This is a genomic window from Collinsella aerofaciens (assembly GCF_025289055.1).
Lineage (GTDB): Bacteria > Actinomycetota > Coriobacteriia > Coriobacteriales > Coriobacteriaceae > Collinsella.
In genome coordinates this window covers 30783-47511 of the sequence record NZ_JAESIQ010000023.1, presented here as the reverse complement: position 1 = coordinate 47511, position 16729 = coordinate 30783, and the positions used below count along the sequence as shown (strand labels likewise).

The window sequence follows — 16729 nt, the reverse complement described above, 5'->3', positions numbered from 1 at the left end:
TGCGCCTGAGCTCCATGTTCGTCATGCCGTCGTAGCCGGCGTCCACCCACCTGTATACGGTGGAGGCGCTGAGGCCGGGGGTCGTCGCCGCTATCTGCTGCGGGGAGAGCCCGCGCGCGAGGCCGCCCCTGATGGCCGCGAGCTTGGCGGCGGCGCCCTCCTCGGTCTCGTCTATCCCGGACCTGCTCGACGAGAGCTCTGCGTCGGCCGCCTCCTGCGCCCTCCTGGCGCTGTAGAACACCCTGGGCCTCCTCGAGCAGCCGTAGCCCCTCCTGTGCGAGCAGCCGTTGCAGCACCTCGGCCATGCGGCGAGCCTGGGGCAGGCCCCCGAGAGGTCCTCGGGCGCGGGCTCGCCGTAGCGCGAGCGCGGCGCGGTGACGTAGCGGTGCGCCGCCACCTCCCTGGTCACGGTCGAGGGCGACCTGCCGAGCTCCGCGGCGATCTCGCGGGCGCTTCGGTTGCGGTCGAGCATCCTCTCGACCGCGTTCCTCTCGTGCCTCGTGAGCCTCCCGTACGACCTTCCGGACGGTCTCGGTCTGGACATGCCGGCCTCCCTCCATCGAGGGCCGGGGGATTCCGGCCCCTCTGGGGTTGCCTACCCGGATTCGCGCCTCAGGACTCAGCGCAACGCGTTGCGCTGAGTCCTGAGGCTGTTGCAATGAAAATGACAATCAAGGATTTTGTGCAATCTGGGAAAACGCGAGCAGTTTGCTCGTATAATGAACAACGTCGAAAGATACAAAAACCTGTACCTTTTTGCACAACAAAAAAGCCACTCTAACCAGCGGCTTCTCTTCTATAGACAACAAAAAAGGCGACCGCCCGCGAGGACGATCGCCTTTGTTAATTCTTGTATTGTTTGTGCTAGGCGCGAGTCTTGATCTCCTCGAGCACCTTGGCAACAAACTCGTCAACGCTCATCTGAACGGTCTCGTTGGAGCGATCGCGGACGGAAATGTTGCCGGCCTCGACCTCCTTCTCGCCCAGGATGAGCATATAGGGCACGCGGTCGATGCTGCGGGCCTCGCGGATCTTATAGCCGATCTTCTCGTCGCGGTCGTCGCAGACCACGCGAATGCCGGCCTCCTCCAGCTTGGCGCACACCTCGTGGGCGTAGTCGCGGCTCTTCTCAGAGACGGGAAGCGCCTTGACCTGCACGGGAGCCAGCCAGGTGGGGAACTTGCCCGCAAAGTGCTCAATCAGAATACCGATGAAGCGCTCGATGGAGCCAAAGCACACGCGATGCAGCATGATGGGGCGCTTCTTGGTGCCGTCGGCGTCCACGTACTCCAGATCAAAGTTGAGCGGCATCTGGAAGTCGAGCTGGACGGTGCCGCACTGCCAGGTACGGCCGAGCGAGTCCTCCAGGTGGAAGTCGATCTTGGGGCCGTAGAAGGCGCCATCGCCCTCGTTGACCTCGTAGTCCATGCCCAGCTTCTCCAGAGCGGTGCGCAGGCCCTCCTCGGCGCGCGCCCAGTCCTCGTCTGAACCCATGGAGTCCTCGGGGCGGGTGGAAAGCTCAACGTGGTACTTAAAGCCAAACTTCTGGTACACGGAGTCGATGAGGTTGACTACGCCCACGATCTCGTCGGTCAACTGGTCGGGGCGCACAAACAGGTGGGCATCGTCCTGGTTAAAGCAGCGCACGCGGAACAGGCCGTGCAGGGCGCCGCGCAGCTCGTGGCGGTGCACCAGGCCGATCTCGCCGGCGCGGATAGGCAGCTCGCGGTATGAGTGCGGCTTGCTCGCGTACACCAGCACGCCGCCCGGGCAGTTCATGGGCTTAATGCAGTACTCTTCGTCGTCGATGACGGTGGAGTACATGTTGTCCTTGTAGTGGTCCCAGTGGCCCGAGGTCTTCCACAGCTGCTTGTTCATGATGAGCGGCGTGGAAATCTCCACGTAGCCGGCCTTGTGGTGGATCTCGCGCCAGTAGTCCAGCAGCGTGTTCTTAAGGATCATGCCGTTGGGCAGGAAGAACGGGAAGCCGGGGGCCTCGTCGCGCATCATAAAGAGGTCCATCTCGCGGCCGATCTTGCGGTGGTCGCGCTTCTTGGCCTCCTCCAGCATGTGCATGTGCTCGTCGAGCTCTTCCTTGGTGGCAAAGGCGACGCCGTTGATGCGGGTGAGCATCTTGTTGTCTTTGTCACCCTTCCAGTAAGCACCCGAGACGCCGGTGAGCTTAAAGGCCTTCAGCGCCTTGGTGTAGCAGATGTGGGGGCCGACGCACATGTCGATGTAGTCGCCCTGCTGGTAGAAGGTGATGCGGGCATCGTCGTCCAAGTCGCCGATGTGCTCGACCTTGTACTTCTCGCCGCGCTCCTCCATAAGGGCGATGGCCTCGGCGCGGGGCTTCTCAAAGACAGTGAACTTGAGGTTCTCCTTGACGATCTTCTTCATCTCGGCCTCGATCGCGGGGAAGTCGTCCTCGCTGATCTTGACGCCCTCGGGCAGGTCGACGTCGTAGTAAAAACCGTTGTCGGTCGCGGGGCCGTAGGCAAAGTCGGCCTCGGGATAGAGGCGCTTGATGGCCTGCGCCATGATGTGCGCGGCGGAGTGGCGGATGACGTGCGTGACCTCGTCCTGCGGGAGCTCGGCCACCGAACCGTCATTGTAGAGTGCCTTCATGGGTATGTTTTCTCCTCTCGGATGCCTGATGCAAGTGCGTGCGATGCGCTCGTCGTTTTTGACTTGCATCATTATAGGCAGGTTGCCTTGGTATACAAGCGCCCGCCGCACCTTAATGGCACGGCGGGCGATTTTCTACGCATGCTTCATCGTGTGGGGCGGGGTGTGGGGCGCGCGCGGCTTGCACGAGACGCGCGGCGCCCGTGGCTTGCGGCCAGCCCGACGATGGATGCGTTACTGGATGCGAGTTCGGCAGTAGGGGCAGACCTTCCAGTGCGCATCGAGCGGACGATGGCAGCTGGGACATACGTTGCGAACCTGGGTATCGCACACCGGGCAGACGACGAAGTCCTTCTCGATGGGCGCGCCGCACTGCGGGCAGGTGCCGTACTGGGCAAGCTGGCGCTCGCGCAGGGCCATGTCCAGCTCCTGCTCCTCGCGGTCGGACGCATAGGAGTGCGGGCGCAGGACCAGGTAGGCGATGAGACCCACAAACGGGATGAGGGCAATGATGCCCCATGCCACGTAGGCGCTGGCGCCGCGGCGGCGAGCGTCGATAAACACATAGACGACCGACAGCACATACAGGGCGATGATAAAGCCAACAAAGGCATAGACGACGCCCATAAGCTGCGGCGACATGAGCTCGGAGATGTACTTGGACATTACGGGTACCTTTCGGAATATTAACAGTTCGGTCAAGTTTACCACGGGGTTTGTTTATATGGGACCACGGCTGAGTACGGGGCTGGCGCGGACACAAACATCTCAATCTGTAACAGGTGGGAGCGGACTCCGGGTCTAGATGTTACAGATTGAGACAAACGGAGGACCCGCCAGACTAACGTCTCAATCTGTAACGTCTGGAACCCAAATCCTCGTCTAACTGTTACAGATCGAGACGAACGGTTGCCGTAGTTGTCGGCAGACGAGGTTGTCGACGTTGCCGGGTCTCCCCTCGTCTGCCGTTGGCGGATGCTGCGGGGCTGTTCGCCGCATTGCCGCCGCGCTGTGGGCGCGCAGACCGTAGGATAGTCCTATTGACAGCCTGTCAACTCGTCTGGGAGGCACCGTGGCAGAAACGTTTGATATCGCAATTGTGGGCGCGGGCATCACCGGGTGCGCCATCGCGCGGCAGCTCGCGCGGTTTGACCTGTCCATTTGCGTGGTCGAGGCGGCTAATGATATTGCGCTGGGCGCATCGAAGGCCAATGGCGGCCTGGTGCACGCCGGTTACGATCCGGCGCCGGGCACGGTCAAGGCGCAGGTCAACGCCCGTGGTTGCGAGCTATATGGCACGTGGGCCCAGGAGCTAGGCTTTTTGTTCCGCCGCACCGGGTCGATGGTACTGGGCTTCAACGATGAAGACCGCGCTCACCTGGAGAAGCTGCGCCAGAATGGCCTTGCCAACGGCGTGCCCGAGCTGTCGATCGTCGGACCCGACCGCATCCACGAATTAGAGCCGCGCGCCAGTGCCGATGCAACGTGCGCGTTGTGGTGCCCCTCGACTGGGTTTGTCGACCCGTTTGAGGTTGCCATCGCCGCGCTGGAGAACGCCGTGGCCAACGGGGTGACGCTTATGCGGTCTGCGCCGGTGGAGGCAATTGAAGTTGCCGACTCGGATGACGGAACCGCGCGCTTTACGCTGGCGACCCCCGCTGGCAACGTGCGCTGCCGCTACCTGATCAACGCCGCGGGCAACGGCGCCGCCGACATCTCGCATATGGCGGGCGCCGAGGAATTCCAGATGGTCTGGCGTCAGGGAAACATCGTGGTGCTGGACAAGGAGCCGCGCACGCTCATGCCGCTCTACCCCGTGCCGACGCCGGTGTCGAAAGGCGTTATCGTGACGGGCACCGTGCATGGCAACACCGTGATCACCGCCACGGCTGCCGTGCGCGAGCCGGGCGACACGCAGACCTATGCGAGCGATGTGAACGCGCTGCTGACCGGCGCGCGCAAGCTGGTGCCCGATCTGGATACGCGCCGCGTGGTGCGCGCATTTGCCGGCGGGCGTCCGGTCATTCAGGGAACGAACGACTTCTTTATTGGACAGTCGGCCGTGGTGCCGGGGCTGTTCCAGGCGGCGGGTATTCAGTCGCCGGGTGTGGCAAGCGCGCCGGCCATTGCCGAGCGCATGGAGCACGTGATGCGCGAGGCGGGCGTGGAACTGCACGAGCGGGCGGACTGGAACCCAATTCGCCGCGCGCCGGACGACTTTGACCGCGCACCGCTGGCGCGCAAGGAGGAGCTGATCGAGTCCGATCCCGCGTGGGGACAGATTGTCTGCCGCTGTGAGACGGTACCCGAGGCCGAAATCGTGGCCGCGATCCGACGCCAGCCGGGCGCGGTTTCGGTCGAGGGCGTCAAGCGCCGCTGTCGTGCCGGCATGGGCCGGTGCCAGAGCGGGTTTTGCCAGAGCCGTGTGGTGGCGATCCTGGCGCGGGAGCTGGGCTGCGACCCCAGCGAGGTGTTGTTGGAGGACGCAGGTTCTTGGCTGGTTGAGGGACCGCTGAAGGGGGTGCGCTAGGATGGCGGAATTCAAATCGAGCGCTATTGATTGCGGCGTCGTAGAAGCCGTACAAACGCAAGCTTTCGACGTGGTCGTTATCGGCGGCGGACCTGCCGGCATGGCGGCCGCGATGGCCGCGCATAAGGCAGGCGCACGCGTGGCCATCGTGGAGCGCGAGCAGCACTTGGGCGGAATCCTCCGCCAGTGCATCCACCCTGGTTTTGGCCTTTCGCACTTTAAACAGGAGCTCACCGGTCCCGAGTACGCGCAGCGCTTTATCGACCAGGTGCACGCAACCGACATTGCACTGTTCCTGGACAGCATGGTGATTGGGATTGATTCAGGCGAGCCTACGGAAGACACCGCGGTCCATGCCGTCACGCTCATGAGTCCTGCCGGCATGCTGCAGCTCACCGGGCGCGCGGTCGTCCTTGCCATGGGTTGCCGTGAGCGCACCCGCAGCGAGATCAAGATCCCCGGCAGTCGTCCCGCTGGCGTGTTTACGGCCGGCCTGGCGCAGCGATACATCAATATCGAGAACCTCAAACCCGGCTCGCGCGTCGTCATTTTGGGTTCGGGCGATATCGGGCTGATCATGGCACGTCGCTGCACGCTCGAGGGGATTTCGGTCGAGGGCGTGTACGAGCTTATGCCATACGCCAACGGTCTGCGCCGCAACGTCAAGAACTGCCTGGACGACTTTGGCATTCCGCTGCACCTGTCCACCACCGTCACGCGCGTGATAGGACACGATCGCGTGGAGGCCGTCGAGGTGAGTCAGGTCGACGAGCACCTGGCACCCATTCCGGGGACCGAGCGCATTGTTCCGTGCGACACGCTGCTGCTTTCGGTGGGCTTGATTCCCGAGAACGAGCTTTCGGTTGCCGCGGGCGTAGAGCTTGACCCACGCACGCGGGGCGCCGTGGTGGACCAGAGCCTGCAGACGGGCGTGCCGGGCATCTTTGCCTGCGGCAACGTGCTGCACGTACACGACCTGGCCGACAACGTGACAACCGAGTCCGAACGTGCCGGCACGGCTGCGGCGGCGTGGGCTCTGGGGACCGGCGCGGGCGCCGTTCCGGACTGCGAGCTCACCGTCTCCCCTGCCGGCATCGCGGGCTACGCGCTGCCGGGACGCATCACGGCCGTGGCGCTCACCAAGCTCAACTTCCGCGTGCGCCGACCCGTCGACGCCGCCCGCATGCGCATTCTGGCAGGCGACGAGGAACTGTTTGCCGGCAAGGTCCGCGCGTTTAAGCCGAGCGTTATGGAGAGCTTCCCGCTGCCGGCAAAGGTCATCAAACAAGCGCTCGACCTGGGTGCCAGCGAGATTGTCCTGTCCGTTGACCCTGTTGAGGAGACGTAAACTATGAGCACGAACGCGATAGAAACACTCAAGTTCAACTGTACCACCTGCCCATCTGAGTGCCTCCTGACCGTAGAGGTAGAGCGTGACGCAGACGGCGCCGTGGTAGAGGTGCGCTCCGTGACCGGCAACAGCTGCCCGCGCGGTGATAAGTTCGCACATCAGGAACTCACCTGCCCCATGCGCGTGCTCACGACGACCGTGGCCGTCTCCGGCGGCGACGAAGCCCTGCTCCCCGTGCGCACATCCGAAGCCATCCCGCTAGAGCTCCACGCCCAAGCCATGGCCCTCATCCGAGGCCTAGTCGTCAACGCCCCCATCCGCATGGGCAACGTCGTGCTGAAGGACCTCCTCAACACCAATATCGACCTCGTCGCCAGCATGGACATCGACCGAGCCAAAGTAGCAAATTAGGGACGGGGCTCTTTTAGCTACCCCGCCATCCACCCCGCCCCTCCTCAATTGCGGTGAAATACGGACTGTTTTATGGCTTCAGGCCGCTAAACAGTCCGTATTTCACCGCAACTTGTGAGGGCGCGCATGGGATGCAAAGGAGTGTCCCGGAGTGCCGGCATAAAAGGAACGTCCCTATCTGCCGGGCTTGGGATACCATGGTGGCACCCTAGCGAAAGGACGATGTATGGCACATGTCGATGACCAGCGTGTGGCGCGCGTGCTTGATGCGCTCGAGGCTCAGCACCCCGGCGCGCAGCTGCTTGTGAATGACCCGTGGTCGATCTATTACCTGACCGGCTTTTATGCCGATATGTTCGAGCGTTTTTGCGGCGTGCTGCTCGCACGCGGTAGCGAGCCGGTGATCTTGGTCAACGCGCTGCATCAGTTGCCCGAGTATGACAATGCCCACGTCGCCTATCACGCCGATACCGATGTCGTGACCGACGCCATCGCACGCGAACTCGATCCGACCAAGCCGCTCGGCATCGATACCGTTATGCGCTCCGGCTTTTTGATGCCGCTCATGGAGCGCCATGCCGCCAGCGAGTTTTTCCTGGGCGACTTTTCCGTCACCGCCGCACGCACCCACAAGGATGCCGCCGAGCAGGAGCTGATGCGCGCGTCCTCGGCCGCCAACGACGCCGTGATGGCCGACGCCATCAAGCTCGTTCACGAGGGCGTGACGGAGCGCGAAATTGCCGACCAGATGCTCGGACTGTATCGCAAGCACGGCTGCGAGGGCTTTAGCTTTCCGCCCATCGTGAGCTTTGGCGCCAACGCCGGCGACCCGCACCACGAGCCCGACGATACGGTACTCAAGCGCGACGACGTGGTGCTGTTCGACATTGGCGGGCGACGCTGCAACTACTGCTCGGACATGACGCGCACGTTCTTTTGGGGCGAGCCGGACGAGGAGACGGCGCACATCTACGACATCGTGCGCCGCGCCAACGAGGCCGCCGAGGCGCTCATCGCACCGAGCGTGCGCATGTGTGACCTGGACCGCGCCGCACGCAACGTGATTGAGGATGCGGGCTATGGGCAGTACTTTACGCATCGCCTGGGACACTCGATCGGCCTGCAGGACCACGAGCCGGGCGACGTCTCGCTCGTCAACGAGCAGGTTGTCGAGCCGGGCATGACCTTCTCTATCGAGCCGGGCATCTACCTCCCCGGCCGCACCGGCGTCCGCATCGAGGACCTAGCCCTGGTGACCGAGAACGGCGTCGAGATTCTCAATGCTTACACCCATGATCCGGTCCGCCTAGACTAGCCTGGTCCCCAAGCCCCCAAACTAAGTTGCGGTGGAATAGTTCCTGGATGGGCTGCCAGAACCCAAAAACAGGAACTATTTCACCGCAACTGATGAGGGGATGGGTTAGCGCAGCAGGCCGGCTACTTCGCCGGCTAGGGTGATGGTGCCGGCTGCTACGAAGGGCTCGCCCGCGGCCTTGAAAGCTGCGAGGGCCTCGGAAACGCTGGGGTATACGCCCGCGAGCTTATCGGCATCAACAAGTGCGGCGAGCTCCTCCGCCGGCAGGGCGCGATCGGAATCGGTCTGGGTCACGACCACGCGCGGGAAAGCCGGGATCAGCACGTCGACGATGCCCGCCACGTCCTTGTCGGCCAGCGCGGCGCACAGCAGCGTGGGGCGATTCTCCACGCACGGATCAATCTCGTCCAGCGCGCTCACAAAGTTCTCGCAGCTCTGGGGGTTATGACAGGCGTCAATCAGCTTAAGCGGATCGGTCCCCAGCACGTCAAAACGACCCGGTGTGGGGCAACCCATAAGCGATGCATCCAGCGCATCGTGGTCGAGCTCGCGACCCAGATACCCCTCGCAAAGCATAATCGCGCACGCGGCATTCTGCGGCTGATAGGCCGGCTTGACCATGCTCGACGTATAGATCGCACGTGGCGTGGTGCAGCTAAACTCAACCGTGTCGCCCACATGCACCGGCACCTTAGTCGTGGCATGCCTCACCACGAGCGGCACAATGCCGCACTCTCGACAACGGGCATCCATCACGCGCTGAACGCTCGCCTCATGCGTGCCCTCGCCCAGCACAACCAGGCGTCCGGGCTTAATGACCGCAGCCTTCTCCCCCGCAATGGCCTCGAGCGTATCACCCAAAATACGTGTGTGATCGAGCCCAATGCCCGTAATGGCAACGGCGACGGGATCGGTCGCACTCGTAGCATCCCAGCGTCCGCCCATGCCGACCTCAAGCACGGCCACGTCCACGCAAGCCTCGGCAAACACCACCAGTGCAGCAGCCGTCAGCAGGTCAAACGGCGTGATGGTATAGGCGCGCTCCCCCGCCGCCACACGACGGGCATTCACTCGATGCCCCGCCTCAACAGCGGCCGAAACGCCACGGGCAAACGCCTCATCGCTCACAACGCGCCCGTCAACCTCCATGCGCTCGGGATAGCGCACCAGCTGAGGCGACGTATACAGCGCGGTCTTGAGCCCCTCGCCGCGAAGAATAGCAGCCGAAAAACGCGTAGTCGAAGTCTTGCCATTGGTACCGGCAACCTGAATGCAATCGAAATACTCGTCCGGACGCCCCAACTCATCGAGCATATCGACAACCGTCTCGAGCAGAGGACCAGCATCCCCAGAAATCCGCCCCGTATCAGCAGCAAGTCCCACAGCTTCACCAAACGAAAGCAACTCAAACGAGAAAGGAACGACATACGACCCAGAACGCTTAGCCATAACCCAAAGTCCCCCTTAACAGAAAAAGAGGCCCACCAAAAAGAATGAGCCCCTCGCGTTGACAATATCAGCCTTTATCCGCTTGCAGCAAGATCAAGACCACAACCCAGTGGCCCCAACCTACCAGTTGCAAACAACCACGTAACCGCACTAGGAGCGGCCCGACGCTTTGCTCGATACAAGTTCCGCACGCAAAGGACAGCACTTAATGTGCTGTCCGTCTTGCGCAGGACTGTCCGCAGTAGCGAGCAAAGCGTCGGGACGCGCCCCTCAGTAAGACCTACGAGAAGTCAGCAACCTGAGCAGTCAGCGCCGCCAGGATCTCCTTGAGCTCAGCTGCACGGTCCCTCTTCTTCTGGACCACCGCGGGCGCGGCCTTGGCCACAAAGCCCTCGTTGGCGAGCGTCTTCTCGCAGCCGGCAAGCTCCTTCTGAGCCGCGGCGATCTCCTTCTCCAAGCGTGCCTTCTCGGCCGAAAGGTCGACCTTGCCCTCGAGCACCACAAAGGCCTCGACGCCGCTATCGACCACGGCGATGCTCGCAGCCGGCTTCTCGACGTCGGTACCCATGACCAGCGAAGCCGTGTTGGCCAGCGGCTCAATCGTGGAGCGCAGGCTCTCGAGCTTCTCGATGTCCTCGGCACCGGCGCGCACGACCACGTCGAGCTCGGCCTTGGGGCTCAGGCGATAGCGCGAACGCGTGGCGCGGGCGGCGGAAACGACGGCGCGGCACAGCTCAAACGCGCGCTCGGCTTCCTCGTCGACATACTTGGCGTAGTCGGCGGGCTCGGGCCACTTGGCGATCATGAGTGCCTCGGCGCGGTGCACGTTGCCCTCGGCGTCCAGATCGAGCACGCTCGCCGGCATGTTGTCCCAGATCTCCTCGGTGACAAACGGCATAAGCGGGTGCATCAGGCGAATGGAGGTGTCGAGCACAAAGATCAGGTTGCGCTGCGCCTGCAGACGGCCTTCGCCCTTCAGGCGGGCCTTAGTGACCTCGACGTACCAATCGCAGACCTCGTTCCAGAAGAACTGCTGCACGCCGCGGGCCATATCGCCAAAGGTGTAGTTCTCAATACCCTCGGTGACCATCTTCACGGCCTTGGCCAGGCGGCTGAACATCCAGGCGTCTGCCGGCGTCTCCACAACGGGCTCGCCGGGCGTGTAGCCCTCCATGTTCATGAGCAGGAAGCGGCTGGCGTTCCAAATCTTGGTGACGAACGACTTGGCCTGCTCGGTGCGCGGACTGTCGATGAGCTTCTTGGTCTTCTTGTCGATGTTCGCGTCGAACTTAACGTCCTGGTTGTTGGTGCACAGCGTGAGCAGGTTGAAGCGCATGGCGTCGGCGCCGTACATACCGATGAGGTCCATGGGGTCAACGCCATTGCCCTTGGACTTGGACATGCGGCTGCCGTCCTTGGCCAGGATCGTCGGGTAGATGACGACGTCCTTAAACGGCACCTCGTCCAGGAAGTACAGCGAGCTCATGACCATGCGGGCGACCCACAGCGCGATGATGTCGCGCGCGGTGACGAGCGCCGTCGTGGGGTGATGGCCCTCGAGCAGCTCCGGCTTTTGCGGCCAGCCCTGCGTGGCGAAGGTCCACAGCTGCGAGCTGAACCAGGTGTCCAGCACGTTCTCGTCCTGATGCACGTGATGGCCGCCGCACTTGGGGCACACGTCGGTGTCCTCGGTCAGGGCGTCCTCCCAGCCACAGTCCTCGCAGTAGAACACGGGGATGCGGTGGCCCCACCACAGCTGGCGGCTGATGCACCAGTCCTTAAGGTTCTCCATCCAGGTGGTGTAGGTCTGCGTCCAGCGCGCGGGGTGGAAGGTGACCTTGCCGGAGTTGACGGCGTCGAGCGCCGGCCCCTTGAGCTTGTCGACAGCCACAAACCACTGCTCGGACAGCCACGGCTCCAGCGCGGAGTCGCAACGGTAGCAGTGCATGACGGAGTGGTCGAGGTCCTCGACGTGATCGAGCAGGTCGTGCTCCTCAAACCACTTGATGACGGCCTCGCGGCACTCGTCGCGGTTCATGCCAGTAAACTCGCCGTAGCCCTCGACGACTACCGCGTGCTCGTCGAAGATATTGATCTGCGGCAGGTCGTGGGCCTGACCCATGGCGTAATCGTTGGGGTCGTGGGCCGGGGTGACCTTGACGAAGCCGGAGCCAAAGTTGGCGTCGACATGCCAATCCTCAAAGATGGGGATCTCGCGGTCGACGATGGGGAGCTTGACGGTCTTACCCACAAAGGCAGCCTTCTCGGGGTCCTTCGGGGAGACGGCGACGCCCGTGTCGCCGAGCATGGTCTCGGGGCGCGTGGTGGCGACGACGATGTAGTCCTGGCCGTTGACCGGCTCGGTCAGCGGGTAACGCAGGTGCCACAGGTGGCCCTTCTCGTCCTTGTACTCCGCCTCGTCGTCCGAGATGGCGGTGGTGCAGTTGGGGCACCAGTTAACGATGCGCTTGCCGCGGTAGATCAGGCCATCGTGGTACCAGTCGCAGAACACCTTGCGCACGGCCTGGGCGTAGTCCTCGTCCATGGTGAAGCGCTCGTTGTCGAAGTCGACGGAGCAGCCCATACGCTTGATCTGCTCGACGATGATGCCGCCGTACTCGTGGGTCCAATCCCAGCAGGCGTCGACAAACTTATCGCGGCCGATCTCCAGGCGGCTAATGCCCTCGCTCTTGAGCTTCTTGTCGACCTTGGTCTGCGTGGCGATACCGGCATGGTCGGTGCCCAGTACCCAGCGCGTGGACTTGCCGCGCATGCGAGCCATACGGATGATGGCGTCCTGGATGGAGTCGTCGGTGGCGTGACCCATGTGGAGCTTGCCGGTCACGTTGGGAGGCGGAATGGTGACGGTGCAGTCGCCCACGCCCTCACGGCGCTTGTAGTAGCCGCCGTCGAGCCACTTCTGCAGGATCGCCGGCTCGTTGGTCGACGGATCGTAGTTCTTGGGCATTTCTTCCATATATCTCTCCCTTGCCCGTCGGGGAGGAATGTAGGGCCGATTTTCGCTCGGTCAGGTCCTGGGCTCGCTCGAAGACCACATTACGTGGTCTTCGGCTCGTGCGGAATCTACGAAAATCGGGCCTACATTCCTCCCCTTAGGTATCGATTACTTCAGTCTGAATTGACTTTGCCGAGGCTTAAACAAACACACAGAATAGCACAGGTAGTTGGGGTTATTGCGTATCTATAAAATAGCCTCCGACCGCGGGTGGTCGGAGGCTATTTGCAAACACGTTTTGGCAGGTTTTAGCCGTAGATGCGTTGGGGCTGTTCTTCGCCCTTTACGGAGGCTTCGGTCACGATGACCTTGGTGACGCCCTCCTCGCTGGGCAGGTCGAACATCGTCTGCTGCAGCACGTCCTCGCAGATGGAGCGCAGGCCGCGGGCGCCGGTCTTGCGGGCAAGCGCCATGCGGGCGATCTCGTGCAGGGCGGCGTCCTCAAACTCAAGCTCAACGTCCTCGAGCTGGAACATCTTGCGGTACTGACGCACCACGGCGTTCTTGGGCTCGGTCAGGATCGACACCAGGTCGTCCTCGTCGAGCGCCTGCGTCTGGGTGACGACGGGCGTACGGCCCACGAACTCGGGGATCATGCCAAAGGCGTTGAGGTCCTGCGGGAGCACCTGGCGCAGCAGGTCGTTCTCGTCGACCGAGGTGGGGCCGGCGATCTCGGAGTTAAAGCCCACGCCCTTGTTGCCCACACGGTCGGCAATGATCTTGTCCAGACCCACAAAGGCACCGCCGCAGATGAACAGAATGTTGGTCGTGTCGATCTGCAGCAGCTCCTGCTGGGGATGCTTGCGGCCGCCGGTGGGCGGAACGCTTGCCACCGTGCCCTCAAGAATCTTAAGCAGCGCCTGCTGAACGCCCTCGCCCGAAACGTCGCGGGTAATGGAGAGGTTCTCTGCCTTGCGGGCGATCTTGTCGATCTCGTCCACGTAGATAATGCCGACCTGCGCGCGCTCGATATCGCCATCGGCGGCATTGATGAGCTTGAGCAGGATGTTCTCCACGTCCTCGCCCACGTAGCCGGCCTCGGTAAGCGCGGTGGCGTCGGCGATGGCAAACGGCACCTCGAGGATACGCGCAAGCGTCTGGGCGAGCAGGGTCTTACCGGTACCGGTGGGACCGAGCAGCAAGATGTTGGACTTGGCGAGCTCCACCTCGTCCATATCATCGTCAAGCTGCGAGTCCAAACCGTCGTCAAAGGCCGAAAGCGCGGCGCCGCCCTCGATCACGCGGCGGTAGTGGTTGTACACGGCAACCGACATGGCGCGCTTGGCGTCCTCCTGGCCCATGACATAAGCCGAGAGCTCGTCATAGATCTCGTGCGGCGTCGGCACATGCGTAATGACCTGGCGGGCATCGTCCTCGAGCTCAAAGCCCTCGGCCTCGGGATCCATGGCGGGCTGCCCGGCAGCCTGGCCGTGATCGTTGAGGAAGCCCGGCAGCTTGCCGTTGCGGGCTGCGTCCATAAAGTCCGAAGCCAGCGACTCCTCCAGGATCTCGGAACAGGCAGCGACGCACTCGTCGCAGATAAAGATGTTGGTCGGGCCCTTTACGAGACGACGGACCTGGCCCTGCTCTTTTCCGCAGAAGGAGCAGCGGATGGGGTTGCCGTTCTCGTCGAAGCCGTCCTGCATGTTACCGGCCATCCTAGGCGTCCTTCGCGGCAAGGTCACGCGAGGTGACAATACGATCGATCAGGCCGTAGTCGAGGGCCTCGGCAGCGGTCAGGTAGTTGTCGCGCTCGGTATCGGCCTGGACTTTCTCGATGGGCTGGCCCGAGGCGTCGGACAGGATCTGGTTGAGCTCGCGGCGGGTCTTCTTAATCTCCTCGGCCACGATCTCGATCTCGGTCTGCTGGCCCTGGGCACCGCCGCTGGGCTGATGAATCATCACCTTGGAGTGCGGCAGGCAGAAGCGCTTGCCCTTGGCGCCGGCCGAAAGCAGCACGGCGGCCATAGACGCGGCCATACCGACGCAGATGGTGGAGACCTGCGGCTTGATAAAGTTCATGGTGTCCAGAATCGCCAGGCCGGAGTAGACCTCGCCACCGGGCGAATTGATGTAGAGCGAGATATCCTTCTCGGCATCCTGGCTCTCAAGATGCAGCAACTGGGCAACGACCAGGTTGGCGCTGACGGAGTTGATCTCCTCGCCCAAGAAGATGATGCGGTCGTTGAGCAGGCGCGAATAGATATCGTAGCTGCGCTCACCGCGCGGCGTCTGCTCGATAACGTATGGCACGAGGGCGGAATCGAACTTAGCGATCATACGCATCTCCATTTCTCTCTTGCGGACCAAATTGGTTCTAGATAAACGTACGGTGCCCGCATGCTATGCATTGGCTGGCACCGTACGAAGCAACCGGATAACCGGTGTATAACTTTACCCCATCACGGGCGCACGCAAGCGCTCGCGGGCAAGGTGGCGAGAATTACTCGGCGTCCTTGGCGGTCTCGTCGACCTCAGTCACCTTGGCGTTCTCGACCAGGTGGTCGACGGCCTTGGAGCGACGGATGGACTCGCGGACGGCAGGCATGCGGCCATCGGCGATGAACTCGGCCTTGGAAGCCTCGACGTCCTTGACGCCGGCCTTCTCGAACTCGGCGTTGATGTCGTCCTCGGTGACCTCGATCTTGAGCTCGCGGGCAAGAGCGTCGAGAGCCAGGGACTCGCGGGCAACGTCGTTGGCCTGCTTGTGCAGGTCGCCGATGAACTGCTCCATGGTCAGGCCGGAAGCGGGCAGCCAGGTGTCCAGCGTCATGCCGCGGGCAGCGAGGTTGGACAGGAAGTTCTGGCCAAGCTCCTCAAAGACGGACTGCTCGTAGTCGGCGTCCATCTCGTCGAGCTGCAGACGCTCGGCGAGAGCGGAGACGCAACGGTTCTCCTTCTCGGCCGGGAGACGGGAAGCCTTGTCCTGCTCGATCTCGATCTCGATGGCGTCCCGCATAGCGTCGATGCTGTCGAAGCCAAAGTCGGACTTGACGAGCTCGTCGGTGAGCTCGGGGGTGTTGCGGACCTTGATGCCCTTGACGGTGACCTCAACGGTGTGGGTCTCGGCCTCCTCGCCCTCCTCGACCTCGTCGGTCCAGGTGACGGTCTTGACGTCGTCAACGTTAGCGCCGATCAGGGCCTCGTTGAACTCCTTGGGGTTGCTGTCGCTACCGGCGATGAGCATGCGGCCCTCGGCGGCAAAGCTGTCGGCGTTCTCGACGGCCTTGAGGTCGACGGTGACGTAGTCCTCGGCCTCGACGGCGCGACCCTCGACGTCCTCGAAGGTGGCACGGTAGTTGAGGAGCATCTCGACCTGGTTGTTGATCTCGGACTCGGTGACCTCCGCAGGGGGCATCTCGATCTCGACGGCGTCGAAGGAGGAGAGCTCAGCGGCGGGACGCAGGGAGAACTCGACGGTGTAGGTGTAGTCCTCGTGATCCTTGGCGAGGTCGAGCTCCTTGTAGTCACCGTTCTTGGTGGGGACGATGTCCAGCTCGTTGAGGACGGCGGGCTCGTTGGCGGCGATCAGGTCGTTGGTGGCCTGAGCGAGGGTAGCCTCGGCGCCAAGAGCGGAGTCGATGACCGGACGGGGGGCCTTACCGGCGCGGAAGCCCGGGAAGCGGTACTTCTTGGCGGTGTCCTTGTAGGCCTTCTTGATCGCGGCGTCGACGTCGGCGGCCGGGATGGTGACCGTAGCGGTGAGCTTGGCGTCCTTGACGTCAGAAGCGGTGATGTTCAACACGTTCCTCCTCATACTGCCCAGCTTATCTGAGGTGCTGGTACCTATATGCAACAAAGTGTCGCGACGGCCAGGGCCGACGCGGGTGCGTTGGTGCGGGCGAAAGGACTCGAACCTTCACGGGAATCCCACCAGAACCTAAATCTGGCGCGTCTACCAATTCCGCCACGCCCGCATGAGCGCACAGATTTGGAATGATAGCAGATACGAGCGGCAAGCGCACGCACACGTTTTTAGCTCACGACCTCACCATGAGTGCAAAAGGCGGGGCGAGTTGCCCCGCCCCG

The 16729-nt window shown here is 62.8% G+C and carries 12 protein-coding genes and 1 tRNA gene; 4 read left to right on the top strand and 9 right to left on the bottom strand.

Annotated features, from left to right (window positions below):
- From JMJ97_RS07790 to JMJ97_RS07780, 3 genes are all read right to left on the bottom strand, one after another.
- Window positions 1-544: helix-turn-helix domain-containing protein (locus JMJ97_RS07790; RefSeq protein ID WP_260699804.1), on the bottom strand; the 544-nt coding region annotated here is incomplete at its 3' end.
- 320 nt (window positions 545-864) lie between these two features.
- Window positions 865-2628 (bottom strand): threonine--tRNA ligase, encoded by a 1764-nt coding sequence (gene thrS / locus JMJ97_RS07785; protein WP_195444535.1) that lies wholly within the window; start codon window positions 2626-2628, stop codon window positions 865-867.
- Window positions 2629-2862: 234 nt separating this feature from the next.
- Window positions 2863-3294 (bottom strand): double zinc ribbon domain-containing protein, encoded by a 432-nt coding sequence (locus tag JMJ97_RS07780; protein ID WP_055251579.1) that lies wholly within the window; start codon window positions 3292-3294, stop codon window positions 2863-2865.
- A 406-nt stretch (window positions 3295-3700) separates the two neighbouring features.
- On the opposite strand from JMJ97_RS07780, the gene JMJ97_RS07775 reads away from it, so the two are divergent.
- From JMJ97_RS07775 to JMJ97_RS07760, 4 genes are all read left to right on the top strand, one after another.
- Window positions 3701-5158 carry an NAD(P)/FAD-dependent oxidoreductase gene (locus JMJ97_RS07775; RefSeq protein WP_260699803.1) on the top strand — a complete coding sequence of 486 codons (1458 nt, stop codon included), beginning with the start codon at window positions 3701-3703 and terminating at the stop codon, window positions 5156-5158.
- Window position 5159: 1 nt separating this feature from the next.
- The gene (locus JMJ97_RS07770; protein ID WP_260699802.1) at window positions 5160-6506 is read left to right on the top strand and encodes an NAD(P)/FAD-dependent oxidoreductase; all 1347 of its coding nucleotides are present in this window, start codon (window positions 5160-5162) and stop codon (window positions 6504-6506) included.
- Window positions 6507-6509: 3 nt separating this feature from the next.
- Window positions 6510-6920 (top strand): DUF1667 domain-containing protein, encoded by a 411-nt coding sequence (locus JMJ97_RS07765; RefSeq protein ID WP_260699801.1) that lies wholly within the window; start codon window positions 6510-6512, stop codon window positions 6918-6920.
- A gap of 226 nt (window positions 6921-7146) precedes the next feature.
- The gene (locus JMJ97_RS07760) at window positions 7147-8235 is read left to right on the top strand and encodes a M24 family metallopeptidase (RefSeq protein ID WP_260699800.1); all 1089 of its coding nucleotides are present in this window, start codon (window positions 7147-7149) and stop codon (window positions 8233-8235) included.
- Window positions 8236-8340: 105 nt separating this feature from the next.
- Here the strand turns inward: JMJ97_RS07760 and JMJ97_RS07755 are convergent, their stop codons facing one another.
- The 6 genes from JMJ97_RS07755 to JMJ97_RS07730 all read right to left on the bottom strand — a co-directional run bounded on the left by JMJ97_RS07755 (window position 8341) and on the right by JMJ97_RS07730 (window position 16617).
- Complete coding sequence (locus JMJ97_RS07755; RefSeq protein ID WP_260699799.1) at window positions 8341-9684, bottom strand: bifunctional folylpolyglutamate synthase/dihydrofolate synthase; 1344 nt, start codon at window positions 9682-9684, stop codon at window positions 8341-8343.
- A 280-nt stretch (window positions 9685-9964) separates the two neighbouring features.
- Window positions 9965-12661: a valine--tRNA ligase gene (locus JMJ97_RS07750; protein ID WP_260699798.1), complete on the bottom strand. Its 2697-nt coding sequence runs from the start codon at window positions 12659-12661 to the stop codon at window positions 9965-9967.
- A 287-nt stretch (window positions 12662-12948) separates the two neighbouring features.
- Entirely contained in the window at window positions 12949-14358 is a 1410-nt protein-coding gene (gene clpX / locus JMJ97_RS07745) for an ATP-dependent Clp protease ATP-binding subunit ClpX (protein WP_260699797.1), read from the bottom strand.
- A 1-nt stretch (window position 14359) separates the two neighbouring features.
- Window positions 14360-14980 carry an ATP-dependent Clp protease proteolytic subunit gene (locus JMJ97_RS07740; RefSeq protein ID WP_022095182.1) on the bottom strand — a complete coding sequence of 207 codons (621 nt, stop codon included), beginning with the start codon at window positions 14978-14980 and terminating at the stop codon, window positions 14360-14362.
- Between the two features lie 163 nt (window positions 14981-15143).
- Window positions 15144-16445: a trigger factor gene (gene tig / locus JMJ97_RS07735; protein WP_260699796.1), complete on the bottom strand. Its 1302-nt coding sequence runs from the start codon at window positions 16443-16445 to the stop codon at window positions 15144-15146.
- Between the two features lie 88 nt (window positions 16446-16533).
- Window positions 16534-16617, bottom strand: a tRNA-Leu gene (locus JMJ97_RS07730).
- Window positions 16618-16729: the final 112 nt, after the last annotated feature.

Excerpts from the sequence above, each read along its gene's own strand:
- clpX (WP_260699797.1), bottom strand. The coding sequence starts at position 14,358 with ATGGCCGGTAACATGCAGGACGGCTTCGACGAGAACGGCAACCCCATC.
- JMJ97_RS07770 (WP_260699802.1), top strand. The coding sequence starts at position 5,160 with ATGGCGGAATTCAAATCGAGCGCTATTGATTGCGGCGTCGTAGAAGCC.
- JMJ97_RS07760 (WP_260699800.1), top strand. The coding sequence starts at position 7,147 with ATGGCACATGTCGATGACCAGCGTGTGGCGCGCGTGCTTGATGCGCTC.
- JMJ97_RS07780 (WP_055251579.1), bottom strand. The coding sequence starts at position 3,294 with ATGTCCAAGTACATCTCCGAGCTCATGTCGCCGCAGCTTATGGGCGTC.
- thrS (WP_195444535.1), bottom strand. The coding sequence starts at position 2,628 with ATGAAGGCACTCTACAATGACGGTTCGGTGGCCGAGCTCCCGCAGGAC.
- JMJ97_RS07765 (WP_260699801.1), top strand. The coding sequence starts at position 6,510 with ATGAGCACGAACGCGATAGAAACACTCAAGTTCAACTGTACCACCTGC.
- JMJ97_RS07740 (WP_022095182.1), bottom strand. The coding sequence starts at position 14,980 with ATGATCGCTAAGTTCGATTCCGCCCTCGTGCCATACGTTATCGAGCAG.
- JMJ97_RS07755 (WP_260699799.1), bottom strand. The coding sequence starts at position 9,684 with ATGGCTAAGCGTTCTGGGTCGTATGTCGTTCCTTTCTCGTTTGAGTTG.
- JMJ97_RS07750 (WP_260699798.1), bottom strand. The coding sequence starts at position 12,661 with ATGGAAGAAATGCCCAAGAACTACGATCCGTCGACCAACGAGCCGGCG.